At 63.5% G+C, this 20,959-nt stretch carries 22 protein-coding genes and 3 tRNA genes; 15 read left to right on the top strand and 10 right to left on the bottom strand.

Features of this window, described 5'->3' with window-relative positions; genetic code table 11:
* Nucleotides 1–2 precede the first annotated feature (2 nt).
* On the bottom strand, nt 3–284 hold the full coding sequence (locus ACXJ16_RS06925; protein WP_054435866.1) for an FAD assembly factor SdhE: 282 nt from the start codon (nt 282–284) through the stop codon (nt 3–5).
* 47 nt (nt 285–331) lie between these two features.
* On the bottom strand, nt 332–754 hold the full coding sequence (locus ACXJ16_RS06920; RefSeq protein WP_185997616.1) for a host attachment protein: 423 nt from the start codon (nt 752–754) through the stop codon (nt 332–334).
* 108 nt (nt 755–862) lie between these two features.
* Here ACXJ16_RS06920 and recG point away from each other — a divergent pair, with 108 nt between their 5' ends.
* Entirely contained in the window at nt 863–2,920 is a 2,058-nt protein-coding gene (gene recG, locus ACXJ16_RS06915; protein ID WP_324698989.1) for an ATP-dependent DNA helicase RecG, read from the top strand.
* Nucleotides 2,921–3,183: 263 nt separating this feature from the next.
* Nucleotides 3,184–3,924: a DUF2059 domain-containing protein gene (locus ACXJ16_RS06910; protein WP_324698990.1), complete on the top strand. Its 741-nt coding sequence runs from the start codon at nt 3,184–3,186 to the stop codon at nt 3,922–3,924.
* A 185-nt stretch (nt 3,925–4,109) separates the two neighbouring features.
* Here the strand turns inward: ACXJ16_RS06910 and ACXJ16_RS06905 are convergent, their stop codons facing one another.
* On the bottom strand, nt 4,110–4,727 hold the full coding sequence (locus ACXJ16_RS06905; RefSeq protein WP_324698991.1) for a hypothetical protein: 618 nt from the start codon (nt 4,725–4,727) through the stop codon (nt 4,110–4,112).
* A 363-nt stretch (nt 4,728–5,090) separates the two neighbouring features.
* On the opposite strand from ACXJ16_RS06905, the gene ACXJ16_RS06900 reads away from it, so the two are divergent.
* Nucleotides 5,091–5,167 (top strand) — tRNA-Pro (locus tag ACXJ16_RS06900).
* A gap of 112 nt (nt 5,168–5,279) precedes the next feature.
* Here the strand turns inward: ACXJ16_RS06900 and ACXJ16_RS06895 are convergent.
* Nucleotides 5,280–5,402 (bottom strand): hypothetical protein, encoded by a 123-nt coding sequence (locus tag ACXJ16_RS06895; RefSeq protein ID WP_255351613.1) that lies wholly within the window; start codon nt 5,400–5,402, stop codon nt 5,280–5,282.
* A gap of 144 nt (nt 5,403–5,546) precedes the next feature.
* Here ACXJ16_RS06895 and thyA point away from each other — a divergent pair, with 144 nt between their 5' ends.
* From thyA to ACXJ16_RS06860, 7 genes are all read left to right on the top strand, one after another.
* Entirely contained in the window at nt 5,547–6,512 is a 966-nt protein-coding gene (gene thyA, locus ACXJ16_RS06890) for a thymidylate synthase (protein ID WP_454797020.1), read from the top strand.
* Between the two features lie 153 nt (nt 6,513–6,665).
* The gene (locus ACXJ16_RS06885) at nt 6,666–7,964 is read left to right on the top strand and encodes a thiamine pyrophosphate-dependent enzyme (protein WP_054435922.1); all 1,299 of its coding nucleotides are present in this window, start codon (nt 6,666–6,668) and stop codon (nt 7,962–7,964) included.
* 5 nt (nt 7,965–7,969) lie between these two features.
* Entirely contained in the window at nt 7,970–9,022 is a 1,053-nt protein-coding gene (locus tag ACXJ16_RS06880; RefSeq protein WP_185997610.1) for an alpha-ketoacid dehydrogenase subunit beta, read from the top strand.
* A gap of 4 nt (nt 9,023–9,026) precedes the next feature.
* Complete coding sequence (locus tag ACXJ16_RS06875; protein WP_443477802.1) at nt 9,027–10,373, top strand: dihydrolipoamide acetyltransferase family protein; 1,347 nt, start codon at nt 9,027–9,029, stop codon at nt 10,371–10,373.
* A 13-nt stretch (nt 10,374–10,386) separates the two neighbouring features.
* Nucleotides 10,387–10,983, top strand: a complete 597-nt coding sequence (locus ACXJ16_RS06870) for a YdeI/OmpD-associated family protein (RefSeq protein WP_324694535.1) — start codon at nt 10,387–10,389, stop codon at nt 10,981–10,983.
* Between the two features lie 266 nt (nt 10,984–11,249).
* A tRNA-Asp gene (locus ACXJ16_RS06865) sits at nt 11,250–11,326 on the top strand.
* Between the two features lie 89 nt (nt 11,327–11,415).
* Nucleotides 11,416–11,492 (top strand) — tRNA-Asp (locus ACXJ16_RS06860).
* Here the strand turns inward: ACXJ16_RS06860 and ACXJ16_RS06855 are convergent.
* The 5 genes from ACXJ16_RS06855 to ACXJ16_RS06835 all read right to left on the bottom strand — a co-directional run bounded on the left by ACXJ16_RS06855 (nt 11,481) and on the right by ACXJ16_RS06835 (nt 13,314).
* Nucleotides 11,481–11,654, bottom strand: a complete 174-nt coding sequence (locus ACXJ16_RS06855; RefSeq protein ID WP_463921809.1) for a hypothetical protein — start codon at nt 11,652–11,654, stop codon at nt 11,481–11,483. The two genes, ACXJ16_RS06860 and ACXJ16_RS06855, sit on opposite strands and share 12 nt — an antisense overlap.
* A complete protein-coding gene (locus ACXJ16_RS06850; protein WP_463921657.1) occupies nt 11,597–11,914 on the bottom strand; it encodes a DUF2842 domain-containing protein in 318 nt (105 codons plus the stop codon). The genes ACXJ16_RS06855 and ACXJ16_RS06850 overlap by 58 nt, the downstream gene beginning before the upstream one ends.
* Entirely contained in the window at nt 11,815–12,429 is a 615-nt protein-coding gene (locus ACXJ16_RS06845) for a 5-formyltetrahydrofolate cyclo-ligase (RefSeq protein ID WP_054435919.1), read from the bottom strand. The genes ACXJ16_RS06850 and ACXJ16_RS06845 overlap by 100 nt, the downstream gene beginning before the upstream one ends.
* A 340-nt stretch (nt 12,430–12,769) precedes the next feature.
* The gene (locus ACXJ16_RS06840; RefSeq protein ID WP_324694626.1) at nt 12,770–13,108 is read right to left on the bottom strand and encodes a cell division protein ZapA; all 339 of its coding nucleotides are present in this window, start codon (nt 13,106–13,108) and stop codon (nt 12,770–12,772) included.
* 8 nt (nt 13,109–13,116) lie between these two features.
* Nucleotides 13,117–13,314 carry a hypothetical protein gene (locus ACXJ16_RS06835; RefSeq protein ID WP_324694628.1) on the bottom strand — a complete coding sequence of 66 codons (198 nt, stop codon included), beginning with the start codon at nt 13,312–13,314 and terminating at the stop codon, nt 13,117–13,119.
* Between the two features lie 232 nt (nt 13,315–13,546).
* Here ACXJ16_RS06835 and tkt point away from each other — a divergent pair, with 232 nt between their 5' ends.
* The 5 genes from tkt to ACXJ16_RS06810 all read left to right on the top strand — a co-directional run bounded on the left by tkt (nt 13,547) and on the right by ACXJ16_RS06810 (nt 20,177).
* Nucleotides 13,547–15,535 (top strand): transketolase, encoded by a 1,989-nt coding sequence (tkt, locus tag ACXJ16_RS06830; RefSeq protein WP_054441415.1) that lies wholly within the window; start codon nt 13,547–13,549, stop codon nt 15,533–15,535.
* 15 nt (nt 15,536–15,550) lie between these two features.
* Nucleotides 15,551–16,558 (top strand): type I glyceraldehyde-3-phosphate dehydrogenase, encoded by a 1,008-nt coding sequence (gene gap / locus ACXJ16_RS06825; protein WP_324694631.1) that lies wholly within the window; start codon nt 15,551–15,553, stop codon nt 16,556–16,558.
* A gap of 289 nt (nt 16,559–16,847) precedes the next feature.
* A complete protein-coding gene (locus tag ACXJ16_RS06820) occupies nt 16,848–18,047 on the top strand; it encodes a phosphoglycerate kinase (protein WP_324694633.1) in 1,200 nt (399 codons plus the stop codon).
* Between the two features lie 32 nt (nt 18,048–18,079).
* Complete coding sequence (locus ACXJ16_RS06815) at nt 18,080–19,186, top strand: acyltransferase family protein (protein WP_054441422.1); 1,107 nt, start codon at nt 18,080–18,082, stop codon at nt 19,184–19,186.
* A gap of 79 nt (nt 19,187–19,265) precedes the next feature.
* A complete protein-coding gene (locus tag ACXJ16_RS06810; protein ID WP_054441424.1) occupies nt 19,266–20,177 on the top strand; it encodes a fructose bisphosphate aldolase in 912 nt (303 codons plus the stop codon).
* 75 nt (nt 20,178–20,252) lie between these two features.
* On the opposite strand, the gene ACXJ16_RS06805 is transcribed toward ACXJ16_RS06810, so the two are convergent.
* Nucleotides 20,253–20,834: a hypothetical protein gene (locus tag ACXJ16_RS06805; protein ID WP_324694636.1), complete on the bottom strand. Its 582-nt coding sequence runs from the start codon at nt 20,832–20,834 to the stop codon at nt 20,253–20,255.
* Nucleotides 20,835–20,959: the final 125 nt, after the last annotated feature.

Below are 20,959 nucleotides of genomic sequence, written 5' to 3'. Positions count from 1 at the left end.
CATCAGCGCGGAATCTCGACGTAATCGAGCTTCATCATGCGGTCGAGCAGCGGGCCGCGATATTCTTCGGGAATGCTCTGCGTGCCGAGCGCCCATGCCATGATGTCGACATCCTCTTCCTCGATCATCGTTTCGAAGAGGGTGATCTCGGCTTCGGACCATTCGGCGTGGAAGCGGTCGAAGTAGCAGCCGATCATGTAGTCGGCCTCGCGCGTGCCGCGATGCCAGGCGCGGAACTTGAGGCGGGCCAGCCGGGCCTGCCCCTGGGATGTGAGTTCGGTCATGACCGCGCCGTTACGATACGGCGCGGTCATGAGCAAGTTTTGGGTGCCTACCTCTGGAACACCTTGATGATCTCGTCACCCGGACGCCCGGTCATCGTCTTGGGCACTTCGGTGAGGAGGGCGCCCTTCAGCTCCTTGTGATAATGCCGCCGCATCTCGCCCAGCGAGCGCGGGTCGGCAACGATCACCAGTTGATCGATCTCGCGCTCCAGCACCTGCTGGTTGAGCCAGCCCGCCACCGCGGCGGCATGGGCGCTTTCGTCCAGGGCATCGTTGCTGCCGTCGCCGGTGCGGGCCTGATGGCGCTTTTGCGCATCATGCCGGCGGAAACCGGCGCTGAAGTTGGTCGCCTCCAGATCGGGCGTCTCCAGCGAAGTGAGCCTTGGTGCGGCTTCGCGTCCCGAGTTGCGATAGAGCTCGAAGTTTTCACCATCGACGATCGCGAACACGGTTCCGTGCGGAAGAAGCATGCATTTCTCCTATGCTGGGGTGGGAACACCCAAGGCAACGTGGCTGTCCGCAAATCCGTTCCCCGCCGGTCTGGCGAAACGAGCCGTTCTCGCGCTAAGAGGCTGCTCATGCGGCCCGAAGCACTGAATTGCCTGTTCACCGAGACTGATTCCCTTGATGGCGTGGGCCCCAAGCTCAAGCGTCCGCTGGAAAAACTCGGGCTTACCCGTATCCGCGACCTGATCTACCACTTGCCCGACCGCTTCGTGGAGCGCCGCGCGATCACCGATCTGGACGAGGCGAGCGTGGGCGAGAACGTGATCGTCCAACTCACCGTGCGCGATCACCGCGCGCCGGCCGGGCGCGGCCCGTTTCGCGTGCTGGCCGAGGATGCCGCCGGGAACGTCTGCACGCTCACTTATTTCGGTCGCTCGTCCTTCACCGCCCGCAAGCAGCTTCCGATCGGCGAGACCCGCTGGGTGGCCGGGCGGCTCGACCAGTACGGGCAGATGCTCCAGATGGTCCATCCCGAGCATGTCTCAGAGGACAGCGCCGCCCCGGTCGGCCAGCTTTGCGAGGCGATCTACCCGCTTTCCGAAGGGCTGACGCAGGGGCGCGTCGCCGGGCTCGTGCAGCAGGCGTTCAAGGCCCTGCCGGAACTGCCCGAATGGACCGAGGCCAGCCTGGTGGACCGCATGAAGTGGCCGGTCTGGCACGAGGCCGTCCGCGAGGTGCACCGCGGCGTCCATGCCCAGGCGCGGGACCGGCTGGCTTATGACGAACTGCTCGCCAACGCGCTGGCGCTGATGCTGGTGCGCGAGAGCAACCGCAAGCAATCGGGCACGCCGCTGAAGGGCGACGGTTCGCTGCGGGCGAAACTGAAGCTGCCTTTCGCGCTGACCGGCGCGCAGAAGCGTTCCATCGACGAGATCGAGGGCGACGTCGGCCAGAACGCGCCGATGCTGCGCCTGCTTCAGGGCGATGTCGGCGCGGGCAAGACGGTGGTGGCGCTCAATGCCATGCTGATCGCGGTGGAAGCCGGCGCGCAGGCGGCGCTGCTGGCACCGACCGAGATTCTCGCCCGCCAGCATTACGAGACTCTGGCGCGGATGCTCGCGGGAACCGGGGTAGAGATCGCGCTGCTGACCGGGCGTGACAAGGGCAAGGCCCGCGAGGCGATCCTGATGGGGCTGGTGAGCGGCGCCATCGATGTCGTCGTGGGCACCCATGCGATCTTCCAGGATACGGTCTCCTACCGCAATCTCGCGCTGGTGGTGATCGACGAGCAGCATCGCTTCGGCGTCGGCCAGCGTCTCATGCTCGCGCGGAAGGGGCGGCGCACGCCGCATACCCTGGCGATGACCGCCACGCCGATCCCCCGCACGCTGACTCTGGCCCAGTACGGCGAGATGGAAGTGTCCAAGCTTGATGAACTCCCGCCCGGCAGGCAGGCGATCGATACCCGCGTCGTCTCGGTCGAGCGCATGGACGATGTGGCCGGCGCCATCGCCCGCCATATCGAGACCGGGCAGCAGGCCTACTGGGTCTGCCCGATGGTCAGCGAAAGCGAGAACGACGACCTCGCCGCGGCCGAGGCACGCTACGCGGCGCTGAAGGAACGCTTCGGAGACCGCGTCGCACTTGTCCACGGCCAGCTCAAGCCCGAGGTCAAGGACGCCGGCATGGAGCGTTTCGCCAGCGGTGAGGCGGCGGTGCTGGTGGCGACGACGGTGATCGAGGTCGGTGTGGACGTGCCCAATGCCACGCTCATGGTGATCGAGCAGGCCGAGCGCTTCGGCCTTGCCCAGCTTCACCAGTTGCGCGGCCGGGTGGGGCGCGGCAGCGAGAAATCGACCTGCCTGCTGCTGCGCGGCCAGCAACTCAGCGAAACCGCGCGCCAGCGCCTCGCCCTCATGCGCGAGACGCAGGACGGTTTCCGGCTGGCCGAGGAAGATCTGGAACTGCGCGGCGGCGGCGAACTGCTCGGCACCCGCCAATCGGGCGACACGCCTTTCCGCATCGCCAGCCTCGAACAGATCACCAAGCTGCTGCCGCTCGCTCACGACGATGCGCGCCTGCTGATCGAGCGCGACGGCGGCCTCGCCGGACCGCGCGGAGAGGCGGCACGGCTGCTGCTCTACCTGTTCGAGCGCGACTGGGGCGTGCAGCTTCTGCGCGGTGGGTGATCCGGCATGAATCGACTTCCGCTATGGGGTAGACACTTATTAGCGGCGGAAAAGGGGTGGTTTGCGGAATGGCAGGTTTGGAGGCGATCTATAGTAAATTCAGCACAACCCGTTTTCTCTGCTTCTCATTGCATTTCGCTGCTCCTCTGATGGAGTGGCCGTCGAGATTGTCCTGGGGTCGCAGCTGCCGCCTATTCTTGCCGAGATCATGAAAATGTGTAGATGACAGGCTTCAAGGGGGTGACGATATGTACGGAAGAACTATGCGCGTCATAGCTATTGCTACCGGCACGCTGCTTGTAACAATGAGCAATTCAGGCGTTGTCGAGGCGGCTGCGAACGAAGCGCCGTATTCCAGCGTAGTGCAAAGCTTAGCGGCAAATCTTGTCGCGGTGGTTTCGCCGCCGGATGTGATGCGACAGAATGCGCGCCATAGTGCAGAAACTTCTATCGATCAGGGCCTTGCGAGGGATCCTAACTTACCAGCCGCAGAAATAGCCTATCCCGGCCTTTCGGGCGCTATGAAAGCTGCGGGCATGGCAGCCGTAGAGCCTTTAATCGATAACGCCTGTCAAGACTTGGCAAGCCGCCAGCGTGATCTCTTCGCGCGATCGTTTACAGTTTCGGAACTACGTGAACTCATCGCATTTTATAGTAGCCCCACAGCAAAGCAAGCAGCCGCAGCAGCACTTGCTATCACTCGGGATCCGCGAGATCCGGTAGGAACGAATGATATGAAAGCAAAGGCTGGTGAGGGAGAACTTACAGAAAGAGATTTTTCACGTTTGGGCAACGCGCTCGCTCAAACGAAGGTCCCTCCTTCAGTAGACCAAGCGCTTCAAAAATTTTCAACATCTGGCGTGTACAAGAAGCTAAATTTTTTCAATCCAGAATTGGATAAAACGATGGCGCAATGGTTGAACGATTATACACCAAAAATTCAGTCAGCCATAAGGGTGTCCATGACCGATAAAGCTGCAGCGTACATCGCGGGCCATAGATAGTCGGTAATTTTATCGCGTAAATTGCAATGAACAGTATCTGGCCAATTAGAAGCGTGGAATGTCCGTTTTTCAGCACCATTAAGCGTATCGCTAAATGGCAACAATGGGCGTGCCCGGAATGGCGGGTTTCAGACAAATTTTCCAGATAGCCGCCGCCGCTGCAGATCCTTGAATTCGTCCTTCGCCTAGCATCCCGTAGGCGTGACGCGGCCGGCGTAAGTGGGCGAGAGTGGGAAGTTCAGCTCCGCCAGCAGGGCGGCATCGGCATGGCAGTACTTCGCGGCGGGAACGAAGGCGAGCACAGGGGTGAACGCGAAGCCTTCGTGGTTCCTGACCAGCGCGAACGACTGGATATGCGTGGTTGCAGCCTTGTAGGGCGATTTCTCCACGTCGCGGCTGGCGATCAGCATGTAAAGCGTCGTCCGGCCCTCGTGGTTGCCACGAGCGAAACGGACAGAGCGGATCATGTCGTCTCCCACGTCGGGCGCATCGATGATGGATTCGCGCCCCTCGAGCGTGGCTGACGCATCTCCCACCTTGACGAGAAAGACGTGCTGGCCGCGGATCTTGTTGTTCTGCCGCCAGAGCTGCGCGATCGAACCGTCCTGATCGGTTCCGGCAATGTCGGGCATGGGGTTGACGCCGGGGGCGAGCGTGATCGGCGTCAGGCTTGCGGCACTATCTGCGCCGGTGGCCCGGTGAGTGTCCGGTGCCGGACGCGATGCGGCGGCGATGCCGGGCAGGGCGGCCAGCGTGGGGGCCGAAAGCAGGAAAAGAAGGCGAGGAAGAGAGGCAGGGCGCATCGGCATTCCCTTACATGGCGCATCCCTGCGAAGGTTTTGCCGGAGCGCGGGAGGCGGGGCAAGGGTGCTGGCCGAAAGGGGTAGGATCGGATTCGCAGGGGTGGACCGGCGGTTTTCCGCGCCTGGCGCAGTTCACGATGTGCTTTGCAAAGAGGGGTGCATGCCGGTTCAAACCGGAAATTCGGCCTGTGGAAAACTTTGTTTTCTCTGGAAATTGTCAGGATTTCCGGGGCGTCCGGGAGGGAGGTGGGGTGCGTGGTCGGGCCGGGGGCAACAAAAAACCGAAAGGCCTCTTGCCACCCCCGGAGTCGCCCTATATAGGCGCGCTCCTGCCCAGGGCGGTCTTCGGAACGCCCTCCCGGTCGGGGAATAGCTCAGCCTGGTAGAGCACTGTCTTCGGGAGGCAGGGGCCGGAGGTTCGAATCCTCTTTCCCCGACCAACGAAAAGCCCGGCGTTTTACGCCGGGCTTTTTGCTGTCTGGGTCATGTTTCCGTCGATGCCATGGTTCCGCCGCTGGACGAGCAACGGCGGAGCGACCGAAGCTTCCTTTTTCAGCGCACCTGCCAGAAGCCCAGGCAATCCTCGCACATGTCGCCCGGCGGGCATTGCGCGCAGCGGGCGGGCACGGAAACATGCTTGCGCAGCCAGTGCGCGGCGGAAATCAGCCAGTTCATTTACAGCCCCCTGTAAAACCCCATTTGCGCAGAGCATTAGCTAACGGCGGCGGCCGTCCGTGCTTAAAAGATTGTCACGCTTTTGCTGGGTGGTTGGGTGGCCGCCCTTTTCCTTCGCGGGCGCGATGGTCTAGGTTTCGGGCCATGACCGAAACGCTCATTGCCGATTCCGCCGCCTCCACCACCGCCCGCCACTGGGAGTGGCAATATCTCGACCTCATGCGCCGCATCTGGGACGAGGGCGACGAACGGGTGGACCGTACCGGCATCGGCACGCGCTCGGTGTTCGGTGCGACGATCCGATTCGATCTTTCTGGCGGCGCGATGCCGCTGCTCACCACCAAGCGGGTCTACTGGAAGACGGCGACGCGCGAGCTGCTCTGGTTCCTGACCGGGGAAACCAATATTCGCCCGCTTTGCGCGCAAGGCGTGGAAATCTGGACCGACTGGCCGCTGGACCGCTATCGCCGCGAAACCGGACTGGAAATTTCCCGCGCCGATTTTTCCCGCCGGATCGTGGAAGATGCCGGATTTGCGCAGGAGTGGGGCGATCTCGGGCCGGTCTACGGCAAGCAGTGGGTGGACTGGCCGGTCTACGAAGCGGCGGAGGGCGGCCTCTATCGCAAGCGCGCGGAAGGCGTGAACCAGGTCGCGCAAGTGATCGAGAGCCTCAGGAACAATCCGGGCAGCCGCCGCCACATCATCGAGGGCTGGAACGTGGCCGAACTCGATTCGATGGCGCTGCCGCCGTGCCACAAGAGCTATCAGTTCCACGTCGCCGACGGCCGGCTGTCCTGCGCGCTCTATCAGCGGAGCTGCGATCTCGGACTCGGCTTTGCTTTCAACATGTGGTCGTTGGCGCTGCTGACGCGGATGTTCGCACAGCAATGCAACCTTGAGCCGGGCGAGGCAGTTTGGATGGGTGGTGATGTCCATCTCTACCTCAACCACGCCGCGCTGGTCGAAGAGCAACTGGCGCGGCAGCCGGCAGGCGAAGCGCGTCTCGATATCGCGCGAAAGCCCGATTCGATCTTCGATTACCGGATCGAGGATTTCGTGGTCGAAGGCTACGCGCCGCAAGCGCATATTGCCGCTCCTGTGGCCGTTTAGGTGTCGTTCTGGTGCCTTTCTGTGTGGATTGACATTGCCGATGGTTGAAATATTATGACCTGACCGTGGAATTTTGAAACGCGCCAGGTTCGTCCCTTTTCCTTGCGCGGTTCGGCTTCTCACGGCCCGGAAAGGCGGGAGAGGATAACCAGAATGGCCGAAGGCCCGGTTCGTACAGGCAAGTCACGCGGTAATCTGCCGCCACTCGATCTCTATGTCCCCGAGCCGAGATATCGGCCCGGCGATACGGTCGACTACACCCACCTGGAAATCCCCGAACCGGGCCTTCTGGCCCGGCCGGATGAGGCCTGTGAGGCGCGGGAAACCTGGCCTTTCACGCTGGACATGATCCGCGTCCTCGGTGACGACGATCGCGCCGTCGGCCCGTGGAATCCCGGCCTCGATCCCGAGACCTTGCGCCGGATGCTGGCAACGATGGCGCTCACCCGCGCCTTCGACGATCGCATGTATCGCGGCCAGCGCCAGGGGAAGACCAGCTTCTACATGAAGTCCACCGGCGAGGAGGCTATCTCCATCGCCTGTGCCCACGCCCTTGCGGCGGACGACATGGTGTTCCCCAGCTACCGCCAGCAGGGCATCCTGATCGCCCGCGGCTATCCGCTGGTGGAGATGGTCAACCAGATCTACTCGAACCGCGCCGACCCGCTGAAGGGGCGGCAGTTGCCGATCATGTATTCGGCCAAGGACTACGGATTCTTCTCGATTTCCGGCAATCTCGCCACCCAGTTCCCGCAGGCGGTGGGCTGGGCGATGGCGAGCGCGATCAAGGGCGATACCCGCATCGCCACCAGTTTTGTGGGAGAAGGCTCCAGCGCCGAGGGCGATTTCCACGCGGCGATGACCTTCGCGGCGGTCTACAACGCGCCGGTCGTGCTCAATGTGGTCAACAACCAGTGGGCGATCTCCAGCTTCTCCGGCTTTGCCGGGGCCGAGCGCACGACTTTTGCAGCGCGTGCGGCGGGTTACGGCATTGCCGGGCTGCGTGTCGACGGTAACGACATCCTGGCGGTCTATGCGGCGATGGAATGGGCGGCGAACCGTGCCCGCGCCAACAAGGGCCCGACCCTGATCGAGCACTTCACCTACCGCGCCGAAGGTCACTCCACCTCGGACGATCCCAGCGCCTATCGGTCCGCGCGCGAGGCCGAGGACTGGCCGCTCGGCGATCCGATCACGCGGCTCAAGAAGCACCTGATCGCGCTGGGCGAATGGTCCGAGGAGCAGCACGAGGCGATGGACCGTGAATTGGCCGAACAGGTCAAGGTCGCCACCAAGGAGGCCGAGAAGAACGGCATCCTCGGGCATGGGCTTCATCACCCGTTCCATACGATGTTCGAGGACGTGTTCGAGGAACTGCCCTGGCATCTCCAGGAACAGGCCGAACAGGCGATCCGAGAGCGACAGACCAAATGGCCGGAGTGGAAGGAGTGAGGACCATGATCGAGGAAAACCCCGTCAGCCTCCACGACGCGCCAAGCCGTCCGATGAACATGATCGAGGCGATCAACGATGCGCTCGACATCATGATGGCGCGCGATCCTGATGTCGTCATCATGGGCGAGGATGTCGGCTACTTCGGCGGCGTGTTCCGCGCGACGGCGGGCCTTCAGAAGAAGTTCGGCAAGAACCGCGTGTTCGACACGCCGATCAACGAGTGCGGCATCATCGGCGCCGCCGTGGGCATGGCGGCCTATGGCCTGCGCCCGGTGCCGGAAATCCAGTTCGCGGACTATATCTATCCCGGCCTCGACCAGCTCGTCTCGGAAGCGGCGCGCCTGCGCTATCGTTCGGCGGGCGAGTTCGTGGCGCCGATCACGGTGCGTTCGCCCTTCGGTGGCGGCATCTTCGGCGGCCAGACCCACAGCCAGAGCCCGGAGGCCTTGTTTACCCATGTCGCCGGTCTCAAGACTGTGATCCCGGCGACGCCTCACGATGCCAAGGGCCTGCTGATCGCGGCGATCGAGGACAACGATCCCGTCATCTTCTTCGAGCCCAAGCGCATTTATAACGGCCCGTTCGACGGTTATTACGACCGACCCTCGCGGCCCTGGAAGGGGTTGCCGGGTAGCCAGGTTCCGGAGGGTTACTACCGCATTCCGCTCGGCAAGGCGCGTGTGGTGCGCGAAGGTGCCGCGCTGACGGTCGTGACGTACGGCACCATGGTCCACGTTGCCGAGGCGGTGCTGGCCGAGAAGGGTGTCGACGCTGAAATCATCGACTTGCGCAGCCTCGTCCCGCTGGACATCGATACTGTGGAAAAGTCGGTGGAGAAGACGGGGAAATGCCTGGTGATACACGAGGCGACCCGCACTTCCGGTTTCGGCGCCGAGCTCGTCACGCTCGTGCAGGAGCGCTGCTTCTATCATCTCGAAGCCCCGGTGGAGCGCGTGACCGGTTTCGACACGCCTTATCCGCACAGCCTCGAGTGGGCCTATTTCCCCGGTCCCGTCCGCATTGGCGAGGCGGTCGATCGGCTCATGAAGGATTGATCCGATGGGTCGTTTCACATTCCGCCTGCCGGACATCGGCGAAGGCATCGCAGAGGCCGAGATCGTCGCCTGGCACGTCAAGGTCGGCGATACGGTCGAGGAAGACGGCCGCCTGGCCGACATGATGACCGACAAGGCCACGGTCGAGATGGAGAGCCCGGTTTCGGGCGTGGTCGTGGAGGTCGCGGGCGAAGCGGGCGACGTGATCGCTATCGGCTCGCCGCTGGTGGTGATCGAGGTTGAGGGCGCTGGCAACGAAGTCGACCGTGCACCTGCGCCGAAGGCCGAAGTGGTCGAGCAGCGGATCGAGGCGGAAACGCCCGATGCTGGCGATGTGGCGCGCGTGGAAAGCGCGGTGGCACCGGAGGCGAAGCCTGTCCCCGCCCCCACAGCTCTCACGCCAAAGCCGGCCCCCGCTCAGGCTGAGCCCGTCGAATCCCGCGCACCCACGCCCACGCCAAAACCGACTGCCCCCCACGCCAAGGTCATGGCCAGCCCGGCCGTGCGAAAGCGTGCAGCCGATCTCGGCATCGATCTGGGTGAAGTGCGCCCGGCCGAAGATGGCCGCCTGCGTCATTCGGATCTCGACGCCTTCCTGTCCTACAATGCTTCCGGCGGGTTCCAGCCCGCCGGGCGCAAGGGGCAGGACGAGCAGGTGCGCGTGATCGGCCTGCGCCGCCGCATCGCCGAGAATATGGCTGCGTCGAAGCGCCAGATACCCCACTTCGCCTATGTCGAGGAATTCGACGTCACGGCACTGGAGGAAACCCGCGCGCAGCTTAACGCAGGGCGGGGCGACCGGCCGAAGCTGACGATGCTGCCGTTCCTCATCACCGCGATCTGCAAGCTGCTGCCCAAGTATCCGATGCTCAATGCGCATTATGATGACGAGGCTGGCGTGGTGACGCGCTACGGCTCGGTGCATCTGGGCATGGCGGCGCAGACCCCGGCGGGGCTGATGGTTCCGGTGATCCGCGATGCGCAGGGCCGCAACTTGTGGCAACTGGCCACCGAGATCGGGCGTCTGGCACAGGCTGCGCGGGACGGTTCGGCCAGGTCGTCCGAGCTTTCGGGATCGACGATCACCGTGACCTCGCTCGGGCCGATGGGCGGGGTGGCGACCACGCCGGTCATCAACCGTCCCGAAGTGGCGATCATCGGGCCGAACCGCATCGTCGAGCGACCGATGTTCGTGAAGGGTGCGGATGGCGTGGAGCGCATCGAGAAGCGCAAGATCATGAATATCTCGATGTCCTGCGATCACCGCGTGGTAGATGGCTGGGATGCTGCCAGCTTCGCGCAGGACCTCAAGAAGCTGATCGAGGCTCCCGCGCTCATTCTTGCGGGGTAACGGGAGAAAGGGAATGGGCAGGGATCCGCGCGTCGATGACTATATCGAGGGAGCCGCGGACTTTGCCCGCCCTATCCTCGAACATCTGCGGGCGTTGGCCCACCGCGCGCTTCCCGGGGCGGAGGAGGCGATCAAGTGGGGAATGCCGCACTTCACGGTGAGCGGGAAGAACGTGGCCGGGATGGCGGCGTTCAAGGCGCATTGCACGTTCGTGATTCATGGCGATGGCCGGCAAGGCGACGCCATGGGCCAGTTCGGGCGAATCACAGGGATCGCCGACCTGCCGGACGAAGCCGTGCTGACCGCGAATCTTCAGGCGGCTCTGGACCGGGTGCTGGAGAAGGGTACCGCACTCCGGATCGACGGCACACGCAAGCCTCGTCCCGAAATACCGATGCCGGATGATTTTGCGGCCCTGCTGGCCGCAACGCCTGAGGCGCAGGATGCCTTCGGCCGGTTCACATCCTCCCAGCGCCGCGACTATCTTGAATGGATCACCGAAGCGAAGACTGCCGCCACGCGGGACAAGCGCATGGTACAGGCGTCCGAGTGGATCGCCGAGGGAAAGACACGCAACTGGAAGTACGAGAAGCCCCGCAGGAACGCCTGACGTCTTGCGCGGGACGCGGCAGGGCGGTGGATCGGCCCTGGTTTCAAAATTTTTTTCGCGTGTTTTCCTTCGGCCGGCCCACCCGTGAGGTGTTTTCGAGAGGTGAAAATCGCAAAAACATCGACTGAATCGTGCCATCGGCAAAACTGTCCACAGGCTAGTCGCGGCGTGGTCGTAAAAATCTCTCTTGGGCTGGAATAGTGCGTTGACAGCCACCCGGTGCTGACATAGAGGGCGGCCTCCCAAGCGGACGCGACCGCAAGAACGCGGGTGTAGCTCAGTTGGTTAGAGTGCCGGCCTGTCACGCCGGAGGTCGCGGGTTCGAGCCCCGTCACTCGCGCCACTTGGGAATTCCCTGTCTGTGACAGGCAGGGGAAAATGCTGGTAATCCAGCGACTTGAGGTAGTCTGAAAACCTCACATATATTGCTGCGCGGGTGTAGCTCAGTTGGTTAGAGTGCCGGCCTGTCACGCCGGAGGTCGCGGGTTCGAGCCCCGTCACTCGCGCCACTTCCTTGACTGGAAGAGGAAAGCAATATCATGAAAAAGGCCGGGAGAAATCCCGGCCTTTTCTTTTGCCTGCGATATGCGGAAAAAATGAAAGCGCCGGGGAATCATCCCCAGCGCCCTGTCTCCATCCAGATCAGGAATCGCCGCAAGGGCATGATCCATACTACCCCCATGAAGAGGTAGATGGGGGTCTGGAGCAGGACATGCCAATCCGACATGAGTGGGGCGACGTAGCGTGCTATCAGCAGCCCGTAGGCGCACAGGACAAGCAGCAGCCCCAATACGCCGAACGGGATCCGCCAGGTCGGTGTTTCGCGCAAGGTCAGATTTCCCCTTCGTAGATCCGCGTCGGCGTTACCACGGCATCCAGTATCCGGTCGTGCGCTTCCACCGGTAGGGTTTCGGCCAGTTGGCAGTCCCATGCAAGGCCGATGGCGGGAACGTCGGGATTGGCATCGAGCCAGCGATCATAATGGCCGCCGCCCTGGCCGAGCCGATGACCCTGCGCCGTGAAGGCGAGCAGGGGCACTACGAGGATGGCCGGAACCACGGCCTTGGCGCTGGCGAGCGGCTGCAGTGCCCCCCAGGGCCCCAGGGTGAGTTGTTCCTCGTCAAAGGGGTTTGCCCATTCGCGAAATTCCATCGCGCTTTCGCGGGCGGCGAACCAGGGGAGTGCGATATTCCGCCCATGTTCGGAAAGCCACCGCGCCCAGCCGAAGGCCGGTGCCTCATCGCCAACCGGTGCGTAGAGGCCGATGGTCAGCCCCTCCGGTATCATTTCCGCGACCGGTGCGGGCGGGCGGTTCAGCACGAGCGCGCGCATGCCCTGGGGCAGCGAGGCGACATGCTCCGCGCGGGCAGCCCGGTGCGATTTGCGCAGCGCGATTTTCTTGCTCGTAGGGGAGAGAGGAGGCGACGAATCCACCGTGAGTCCCATTTCTGGATGATCGGGCCGCAACAATACCACCGAAGGTCTCTCGCGGCATGTCGGAAATCCGGCAATGAATGCCGGCGCGTCAGGGGCTGCGGGAACAACAAGAGCCCCCGGTGAGGTCAGTGCCCATCGGAAGGTCGAGGATGGGCGATGTCCTCTATGCTGATGAAGTGGGTGACGGGTCCACCATGGGTCGTTTCCTAGAAATCCTCTGACGCCTCGACGTCAGGTGGGGACCATATGCGTCGGACCACGGTCCGGGCAGGGACAGCCCCCAATGGATTGCTTATAGCCTCAGGGATGTTCGAACGGCACGTGCCGGGCAGATCCCGTCCCCCCTTAGTTAGGCGTTCGGCGAGCCATCCTCAAGGCGCTGCGCGAGATTTTCGACATGATCGGCAATCTTTGCGAGTTTTTCCGCGAAGGCGGGCGGAAACGCGGGCTCGGCGGGAGCCGGGGGAGGGGGTGCCTGGACCGGGGGGCGTTGGCGAAGTTCGTGCAGTTCGTCTGCCAGCATCAGTGAGGCAAACAGCAGCATGCGGGGTTCGGTCTGTCCCACGACGCCGGCATGACCGAGCTTCTCGTCGATCATCGCCGCAAGCTTCGTGACGTGAGCTTCCTCGCCGTCTGCGCAGGCGAGCATGAATTCGCGCCCGCCGATCGTAAGGGTGATGTTTGCCATGGCTGCTATCAGGACCGGCGCTGCGCGAGGAGCGCGTCGATCTCGCCGAGCGCTTCCTCCACGGTGCCGCGAAGCCTGCCATGACGGTCCTGCAGGGCGCGGGTTTGCGATACCACACGTTCCAGCCGCGAAAGTGCGGCTTCGATCCGATCGATCGCCGTCTGGGCCGCTGCTTCGTTCGTCGCCTTGCTGGTCGCTTCGTTCATGGGCGAGTGGCTACAGTGAAAAAGCCAAAACGCAATCAATTGGCGGCCCTTGTTCACAATCCTTTCGATCAACCGAGGCGATTGTGCCACCATGTGATTGGCACACATATGTACAAGCCCCCATGTACGGGAGGCCTAAATGGACGTTAGGCGAACTTGACGGGAGACGGCCTCGCCCTAAAGGGGGTCGGCAAGTTCGAATCGTCCCATTTTCCGTTTCCGGAGCCTCACGATGACCCTTGCTGCTGACCGTCTCGCGCCGATGGCCAATGCCATCCGCGCGCTGTCGATGGACGCGGTCCAGGCGGCCAACAGTGGCCACCCCGGCATGCCCATGGGCATGGCCGATGTCGCGACCGTCCTTTTCGCCAAGTTCCTCAAGTTCGATCCCGCCGCGCCCAAGTGGGCCGACCGCGACCGCTTCGTGCTGTCGGCCGGTCACGGATCGATGCTGATCTACTCGCTGCTCCACCTGACCGGCTATGCCAGCCCGACGATGGACGACATCCGTGGCTTCCGTCAGCTGGGCTCGGTCTGCGCCGGTCACCCGGAAAACTTCCTGATCGAAGGCGTCGAATGCACCACCGGCCCGCTCGGCCAGGGTCTGGCCATGGCGGTCGGCATGGCGATGGCGGAGCGTCAGCTCAACGCCACCTTCGGCGACGATCTGGTCGATCACAAGACCTGGGTCATCGCCGGTGACGGCTGCCTCATGGAAGGCATCAACCACGAAGCCATCGGTCTTGCCGGCACGCTCAAGCTGGGCCGCCTGAAGGTGCTGTGGGACGACAACAAGATCACCATCGACGGCGACACCTCGCTGTCGACCAGCGAAGACATCCCGGCGCGCTACCGCGCTTCGGGCTGGGACGTGTTCGAGTGCGACGGTCATGACTTCGCCGACATTGAGCGCGCGCTGGCCGAGGCTGCCGCTTCGGACAAGCCTACGCTGGTCGCCTGCAAGACCGTGATCGGCAAGGGGGCCCCCAACAAGCAGGGCGGCCACGACGTTCACGGCGCTGCGCTGGGCGAGGCCGAAGTGGCCGCTGCCCGCGAATACCTGGGCTGGACCTCGGCTCCCTTCGAGGTTCCGGCGGAAATCCTGGCCGACTGGCGCTCGCTGGGTCAGGCCGGTGCCACGGCTCATGCCGACTGGTTCGGCCGCCTTGCCGCTTCCGACAAGGCTGACGAGTTCACACGCCGCATGGCCGGCGAACTGCCGGAGACCGACGCGATCCGTGCCAAGCTGGCCGAATGGCTGGAAGGCGATTCCACCGTGGCCACCCGCAAGGCTTCGGAAAACTGGCTGAATGTGCTGGCCCCGGCGATCCCCGAGATGATCGGCGGTTCTGCCGACCTTACCGGTTCGAACAACACCAAGGCCAAGTGCCAGGAACCGTTCACGCCGGACAACTACGGCGGCCGCTACGTCTACTATGGCATCCGTGAATTCGGCATGGCCGCGGCCTTGAACGGCATGGCGCTGCATGGCGGCGTGATCCCCTATGGCGGCACCTTCCTGATCTTCTCGGACTACTGCCGCAATGCGATCCGCCTCTCGGCGCTGCAGCAGACCCGCGCGATCTACGTGCTGACCCACGATTCGATCGGCCTTGGCGAAGACGGCCCGACCCACCAGCCGGTCGAGCATGTGATGTCCATGCGCATGATCCCGAACCTTTACGTGTTCCGTCCCGCGGACGTCATCGAGACGGCGGAATGCTGGAATATCGCGCTGGAATCGCAGGACACCCCTTCGGTGCTGGCGCTTACCCGCCAGAACCTGCCGCAGTTGCGCAAGACGGGCGACATGCTCTCGGCACGCGGCGCCTACACGCTCCGCCATGCCGAGGGCGACCGCAAGGTCATCCTCATCGCCACCGGTTCGGAAGTCGAACTGGCGGTGAAGGTGAAGGCCGAGCTGGAATCGCAGGGAATCGGCGCCGACGTGGTCTCGATGCCGTGCATGGAGCTCTTCGCCGCTCAGGACGAAGCCTACCAGCACGAGGTTCTGCCGAACGATCCGTCGATCCTGAAGGTCTCGATCGAGGCCGGCGTCACCATGGGCTGGGAGCGCTATACCGCGCAGAGCCGCAACGGCGGCCTGAATATCGGTCTGGACCGCTTCGGCGCCTCGGCTCCGGCCAAGGACCTCTTCGCTCGCTTCGGCTTCACCGTCGATGCGATCGTTCCGAAGATTCTCAATAAACTCAGCGTGTAAACAGGAGAATTGCACATGGCGACCAAGGTTGCGATCAACGGTTTCGGACGTATCGGGCGCAACGTCGCGCGCGCCATTCTCGAGCGCACGGACCACGACCTCGAACTGGTTTCGATCAACGACCTTGCCGACGCCAAGGCCAATGCCCTCCTGTTCAAGCGTGACAGCGTCCACGGTACTTTCGAAGGCACTGTGGAAGTCGACGGCACTGACCTGATCGTAAACGGCAAGCGTATCCACGTCACTGCCGAGCGCGATCCGGCCAACCTGCCGCACGCCGCGCAGGGCATCGAGATCGTCCTGGAATGCACCGGTTTCTTCACCAACAAGGAAGCGGCCTCCAAGCACATCGACGCCGGCGCTAAGCGCGTTCTGGTTTCGGCCCCCGCCAAGGGCGTGGACCTCACCGTCGTTTACGGCGTGAACCACAAGGAACTGACCGCCGAGCACGTCGTCGTCTCGAACGCATCGTGCACCACCAACTGCCTGGCACCTTTCGCCAAGGTTCTGCATGAGAAGATCGGTATCGAGCGCGGTCTGATGACCACGATCCACTCGTACACCAACGACCAGAAGATCCTCGACCAGATCCACAGCGACCCGCGCCGCGCCCGCGCCGCCGCGATGAACATGATCCCGACCAGCACCGGCGCTGCCGTTGCCGTGGGCCTCGTTCTTCCGGACCTCAAGGGCAAGCTCGACGGTTCGTCGATCCGCGTGCCGACCCCGAACGTCTCGGTCGTCGACCTGACCTTCGTGCCGAAGCGCGACACGACCACCGAGGAAGTCAACGCGCTGCTCAAGGAAGCGGCCGAGGGCGAGCTCAAGGGCGTGCTTGGTTACACCGAGGAACCGCTGGTTTCGATCGACTTCAACCACGATGCGCATTCGTCGACCATCGACAGCCTTGAGACTTCGGTTCTCGAAGGCAAGCTGGTCCGCGTCCTGTCGTGGTACGATAACGAGTGGGGCTTCTCCAACCGCATGGTCGACACGGCCGGCGTGATGGCGGGCCTGCTCTGAGGACCTGATGGAGACGGGCCGTCTCGTCGGCAGCGTGCGGGAGGAGGAGCCTGTATGCGCCGGTGAAACGGCGGTCCGTCGCCCGACTGTCGCCGCGGGAGTCCATACCGGACTTTCGCGGCGCGGTGCGTCCGGAGCCCGTCTCGCGGGCCGGAACATCGAGGAATGCTCCCGGTCCTGAACCGGGAAACTGAACCGGCGCGGACCTGTACGCCGTGCCTTCGAGCGGCGGGCCCGGCGCGGGCCCGCAGGACGGCGCTATCGCCGCCGTCGAGATAAGGATCGAGCAATGAGCGCTTTCAAGACCCTTGATGACCTTGGTGACGTGACGGGGAAAGTTGCGCTCGTGCGCGTCGACCTCAACCTGCCGATGAACGACGGCGTCGTCACCGATGATACCCGCATTCGCGCCGCTGTGCCGACAGTGCTGGAACTTGCCGAAAAGGGCGCCAAGGTTCTCCTGCTCGCTCACTTCGGCCGCCCCAAGGGCGACCGCGTGCCCAGCATGTCGCTGTCGATGGTGGTCGGCGCGGTCGAGAAGGTGCTCGGCAAGGAAGTGATGTTCGTCCCCGAGATCGCCGGTGACGTGGTCAAGCAGACCGTCGGCATCCTGCGCGCCGGCGACATTGCCATTCTCGAGAATACCCGTTTCTGGAAGGGCGAGGAGAAGAACGACCCTGAACTCGTCAAGGCGATTGCCGAGAACGCGGACTTCTACGTGAACGATGCCTTTTCCGCAGCGCACCGCGCCCATGCGACGACGGAGGGCCTTGCCCACGTCCTTCCTGCCTATGCGGGCCGCTCGATGCAGGCCGAACTGGAAGCGCTCGACAAGGCGCTGGGCAGCCCGGAAAAGCCGGTTGCGGCCGTGGTCGGCGGCGCCAAGGTTTCCTCGAAGCTCGACGTGCTCAAGCACCTCGTCACGCAGGTCGATCACCTGATCATCGGTGGCGGCATGGCCAATACCTTCCTCGCCGCCAAGGGCGTGGACGTGGGCAAGTCGCTTTGCGAACATGACCTGACCGGTACTGCGACCGAGATCCTCGACGTGGCCGACAAGTCGGGCTGCACTGTCCATCTGCCTTACGAAGTGGTGGTCTCGAAGGAATTCGCCGCCAATCCGCCCAGCCTGCGCACCTGCAATGTCCACGAAGTGGCTGCTGACGAGATGATTCTCGACGTTGGCCCGCTCGCGGTGGAGGCGCTGGGGGACGTGCTCAAGACCTGCCGCACGCTCGTATGGAACGGCCCGCTCGGCGCATTCGAGACGGTTCCGTTCGATGCCGCTACCGTGGCTCTGGCCAGAACTGCGGCTGCGCTGACCCGCGAAGGTTCGCTGGTTTCGGTCGCGGGCGGCGGCGATACTGTCGCGGCACTGCATCACGCAGGCGTGGCGGACGATTTTTCGTACATTTCGACGGCAGGCGGTGCCTTCCTCGAATGGATGGAAGGCAAGGAACTTCCCGGCGTGGCCGCACTTTCGGCCTGAGCCGCCGATCTGCTGGGGGAGGGGCGGCAAGCATGAACAGATCGATGCCTGCCGCTCGTCCCGAACGGCAACTGCCCTGGCACGGCAGATATGTAACGCTTGACGGCATGCGCGGGATCGCCGCGCTTGCCGTCGCGCTGTTTCATTTCAACATTTCCCAGGCGCCGCACGGGTATGTTGCGGTGGATTTCTTCTTCGCACTGTCCGGCTTCGTGCTCTGCACGAGCTACCTGTCTCGTTGGCAGGGCGGCATGGGTACCGGCGCTTTCATGGCGAAGCGCCTCGTGCGTCTCTATCCGCTGTTCCTCGTCGGTGTGCTGCTGACGACCACGGTCGGCCTCGTGCGGCATCATACCGGCGGCGATACCTCGCTTAGCCTGCCGACGATCGCCATCAGCACGGCGTTGAACGCTCTGATGCTGCCATCGCCGCTGACAGGCACGCTGTTTCCGCTCAATGTCCCGGCATGGTCACTGTTCTATGAGCTCATCGCCAATCTGGTGATGATCGTCGTGCTCTTCCGCCTTCCGCGGCTTCTGCTGCTGGTCGTCTGTCTGGCCTCGGCATGGTGGTTCGCCCCGGCGGTTCTTGAGAACGGCTCGGGCAATATCGGCGCGATCTGGAGCGAATGGTCGGTAGCACTGGCGCGGACGCTCTACTCGTTCTGTGCCGGTATGCTCATCGCCCGGCTGCGCCAACCTGCACACCGCCCGGCGACTTTGGGGGGCATCGCCTGCCTCGCCGCGATTGCGGTCATGCTGCTGGCCGACCCCCGGTGGATCGCCGTAACCCATTACGATCTGGCCTGCACGCTGCTGGTCTCACCGCTGCTTGTCTGGTTCGGATCGCGCGTGGAACCCTCGCGAAAGCTGGCACCTGCGGCCTGGTTCGTGGGAGAGGTATCCTTCGCGCTCTATGCCGTGCACTGGGCGTTGATCGAGCCGATGCGCTATTTCAAGGATGATCTGCACTACAACGAAGTGCTGATGGCCTTCGTGTTTCTCGGTGCCTGCCTGGCCGTCGCCTGGTTCTGCGTTCGCTGGATCGACGTGCCGGCACGCACTCTGCTGTCCGATATATTGCGCCGGCGGCGGCAAGCGCGCGTCTTCGTTGGAACGGATCATCCGGCCGATGGATAGCCTTTTGCCGCAGTTGCGAAACGGAGCTCCGGAGAATAAGCCCGTTTCAGGTTGCTGATACAACTTAGGAGGAGAAACCATGGAATTTTCAGAGATGACGGCCAAAATGGCCGGCGGGAACGGTTTTATCGCCGCGCTCGACCAGAGCGGCGGTTCAACCCCGAAGGCCCTTGCGGGATACGGCATCGAGGAAGGCGCATGGTCTTCCGAGGAAGAGATGTTCGGCCTGATCCACCAGATGCGCGCGCGCATCATCGCTTCGCCTGCATTCACCGGAGACAAGGTGATCGGCGCGATCCTTTTCGAGCGGACCATGGATGGTGAAGTCACCGGCGTGCCCACTCCGCAGGCCCTGATCGCCAAGGGCGTGGTGCCTTTCATCAAGATCGACAAGGGCCTTGAAGACGAAGCCAACGGCGTGCAGCTGATGAAGCCGATGCCGACGCTGGACGCGCTGCTCGCGCGTTCAAAGGCACTGGGCGTCTACGGCACCAAGGAACGTTCGGTGATCCAGTCGGCCAATGCCGAGGGTATCGCTGCCGTAGTGAAGCAGCAGTTCGAGATCGGTCAGCAGGTGCTCTCGCACGGCATGATGCCGATCATCGAGCCCGAAGTGAACATCAAGAGCGAGACCCGCGCCGAGTGTGACACGCTGCTCCTTGCCGAGATTCTCAAGAACCTCGATGCGTTGCCGGATGGCGTGCGCGTCATGCTCAAGCTCTCGCTGCCGATCGTTCCGGGTACTTTCGATCCGCTCGTCTCGCACCCCAAGGTGCTGCGCGTCGTTGCCCTGTCGGGTGGCTACAAGCGTCCCGAAGCCTGCGCCGAACTGGCGAAGAACAAGGGCATCATCGCCAGCTTCAGCCGTGCGCTGCTTGAAGACCTGCGCTCGCAGATGAGCGATGCAGAGTTCGATGCTGCGCTGGCCGATGCCATCGACGAGATCTTCAAGGGCTCGACCCAGAAGGTGGACGCAGCGGCGGCTGCCTGATCCCGTCGCGGATTTCGCTTGAAGGGAAGGGCGGTGCCGAAAGGTGCCGCCCTTTCTCGTTGACGCGTTCTTCTCTCAAAGTCCGCCCATGAAACGGAACCCGAACTGGTAGGCGAAGGGCGCTGGCCGGGTTCCGGCAACAGGGGCGGGGAGCGCGTCGAGAAGCTCCAGTTGTCCATCCGCGATCTGGATCGGCTGACCAAGGGTCATCTCCACTTCGCGAGGACCGGAGCCGAGATCGATGCGAACACGAACGCGCAGACGGCCGGCCCAGACGCACTGGGTGCCTACCGCGCAGCGACTGTCTTCCAGCAAGGCCAGCGGCGTCACCCTGGGCCCATCGACATGAATCGTCTCGCCGATACGTGTATAGGCAAGCGGAGGGCCGCTATAGGAAGCCGGTGGAGGTGAGGGTTCCGGAGAGGGGGATGACGGGCCGCTTGGGGCAGGCCCACTCGGGACAAGGTCACCCGGCGCCGTGTCCTGCGGCGTATAGAAGGGCGGTTGATCCGGGCTTTCGGCAGGGGGTGCATAAGGCGAAGCTGGCGCGGGCGTAACGGATGGCGGCGCCGAACCCTCCGGAATGATGCGGCATCCGGCGATCCCGGTGGCCGCCAGGAGCAGCACAAGGGCGAGTGTCCGGGCGGGTCGTTTCATGTTCCTCCCCTTGGCGTGAACGGATGTCCGGTTCATAATTTGCCGCAGGCGAGACTAGCGGCGCGGGCTGAACCTCTCCCGAACGAATGCGCTTTTCGCGGAGGCGCGGGAGCGTTAGTGTTTAT

The organism is Novosphingobium sp. TK71, assembly GCF_055361505.1.
The sequence above is the reverse complement of the archived record's forward strand: the minus strand, read 5'-3'. Positions and strand labels throughout refer to the sequence as shown.

Coding starts and splice junctions, on each gene's coding strand:
- ACXJ16_RS06925 (WP_054435866.1), bottom strand. CDS start 284: ATGACCGAACTCACATCCCAGGGGCAGGCCCGGCTGGCCCGCCTCAAG.
- ACXJ16_RS06920 (WP_185997616.1), bottom strand. CDS start 754: ATGCTTCTTCCGCACGGAACCGTGTTCGCGATCGTCGATGGTGAAAAC.
- recG (WP_324698989.1), top strand. CDS start 863: ATGCGGCCCGAAGCACTGAATTGCCTGTTCACCGAGACTGATTCCCTT.
- ACXJ16_RS06910 (WP_324698990.1), top strand. CDS start 3,184: ATGCGCGTCATAGCTATTGCTACCGGCACGCTGCTTGTAACAATGAGC.
- ACXJ16_RS06905 (WP_324698991.1), bottom strand. CDS start 4,727: ATGCGCCCTGCCTCTCTTCCTCGCCTTCTTTTCCTGCTTTCGGCCCCC.
- ACXJ16_RS06895 (WP_255351613.1), bottom strand. CDS start 5,402: ATGAACTGGCTGATTTCCGCCGCGCACTGGCTGCGCAAGCATGTTTCC.
- thyA (WP_454797020.1), top strand. CDS start 5,547: ATGACCGAAACGCTCATTGCCGATTCCGCCGCCTCCACCACCGCCCGC.
- ACXJ16_RS06885 (WP_054435922.1), top strand. CDS start 6,666: ATGGCCGAAGGCCCGGTTCGTACAGGCAAGTCACGCGGTAATCTGCCG.
- ACXJ16_RS06880 (WP_185997610.1), top strand. CDS start 7,970: ATGATCGAGGAAAACCCCGTCAGCCTCCACGACGCGCCAAGCCGTCCG.
- ACXJ16_RS06875 (WP_443477802.1), top strand. CDS start 9,027: ATGGGTCGTTTCACATTCCGCCTGCCGGACATCGGCGAAGGCATCGCA.
- ACXJ16_RS06870 (WP_324694535.1), top strand. CDS start 10,387: ATGGGCAGGGATCCGCGCGTCGATGACTATATCGAGGGAGCCGCGGAC.
- ACXJ16_RS06855 (WP_463921809.1), bottom strand. CDS start 11,654: ATGGATCATGCCCTTGCGGCGATTCCTGATCTGGATGGAGACAGGGCG.
- ACXJ16_RS06850 (WP_463921657.1), bottom strand. CDS start 11,914: ATGGGACTGCCAACTGGCCGAAACCCTACCGGTGGAAGCGCACGACCG.
- ACXJ16_RS06845 (WP_054435919.1), bottom strand. CDS start 12,429: ATGGGACTCACGGTGGATTCGTCGCCTCCTCTCTCCCCTACGAGCAAG.
- ACXJ16_RS06840 (WP_324694626.1), bottom strand. CDS start 13,108: ATGGCAAACATCACCCTTACGATCGGCGGGCGCGAATTCATGCTCGCC.
- ACXJ16_RS06835 (WP_324694628.1), bottom strand. CDS start 13,314: ATGAACGAAGCGACCAGCAAGGCGACGAACGAAGCAGCGGCCCAGACG.
- tkt (WP_054441415.1), top strand. CDS start 13,547: ATGACCCTTGCTGCTGACCGTCTCGCGCCGATGGCCAATGCCATCCGC.
- gap (WP_324694631.1), top strand. CDS start 15,551: ATGGCGACCAAGGTTGCGATCAACGGTTTCGGACGTATCGGGCGCAAC.
- ACXJ16_RS06820 (WP_324694633.1), top strand. CDS start 16,848: ATGAGCGCTTTCAAGACCCTTGATGACCTTGGTGACGTGACGGGGAAA.
- ACXJ16_RS06815 (WP_054441422.1), top strand. CDS start 18,080: ATGAACAGATCGATGCCTGCCGCTCGTCCCGAACGGCAACTGCCCTGG.
- ACXJ16_RS06810 (WP_054441424.1), top strand. CDS start 19,266: ATGGAATTTTCAGAGATGACGGCCAAAATGGCCGGCGGGAACGGTTTT.
- ACXJ16_RS06805 (WP_324694636.1), bottom strand. CDS start 20,834: ATGAAACGACCCGCCCGGACACTCGCCCTTGTGCTGCTCCTGGCGGCC.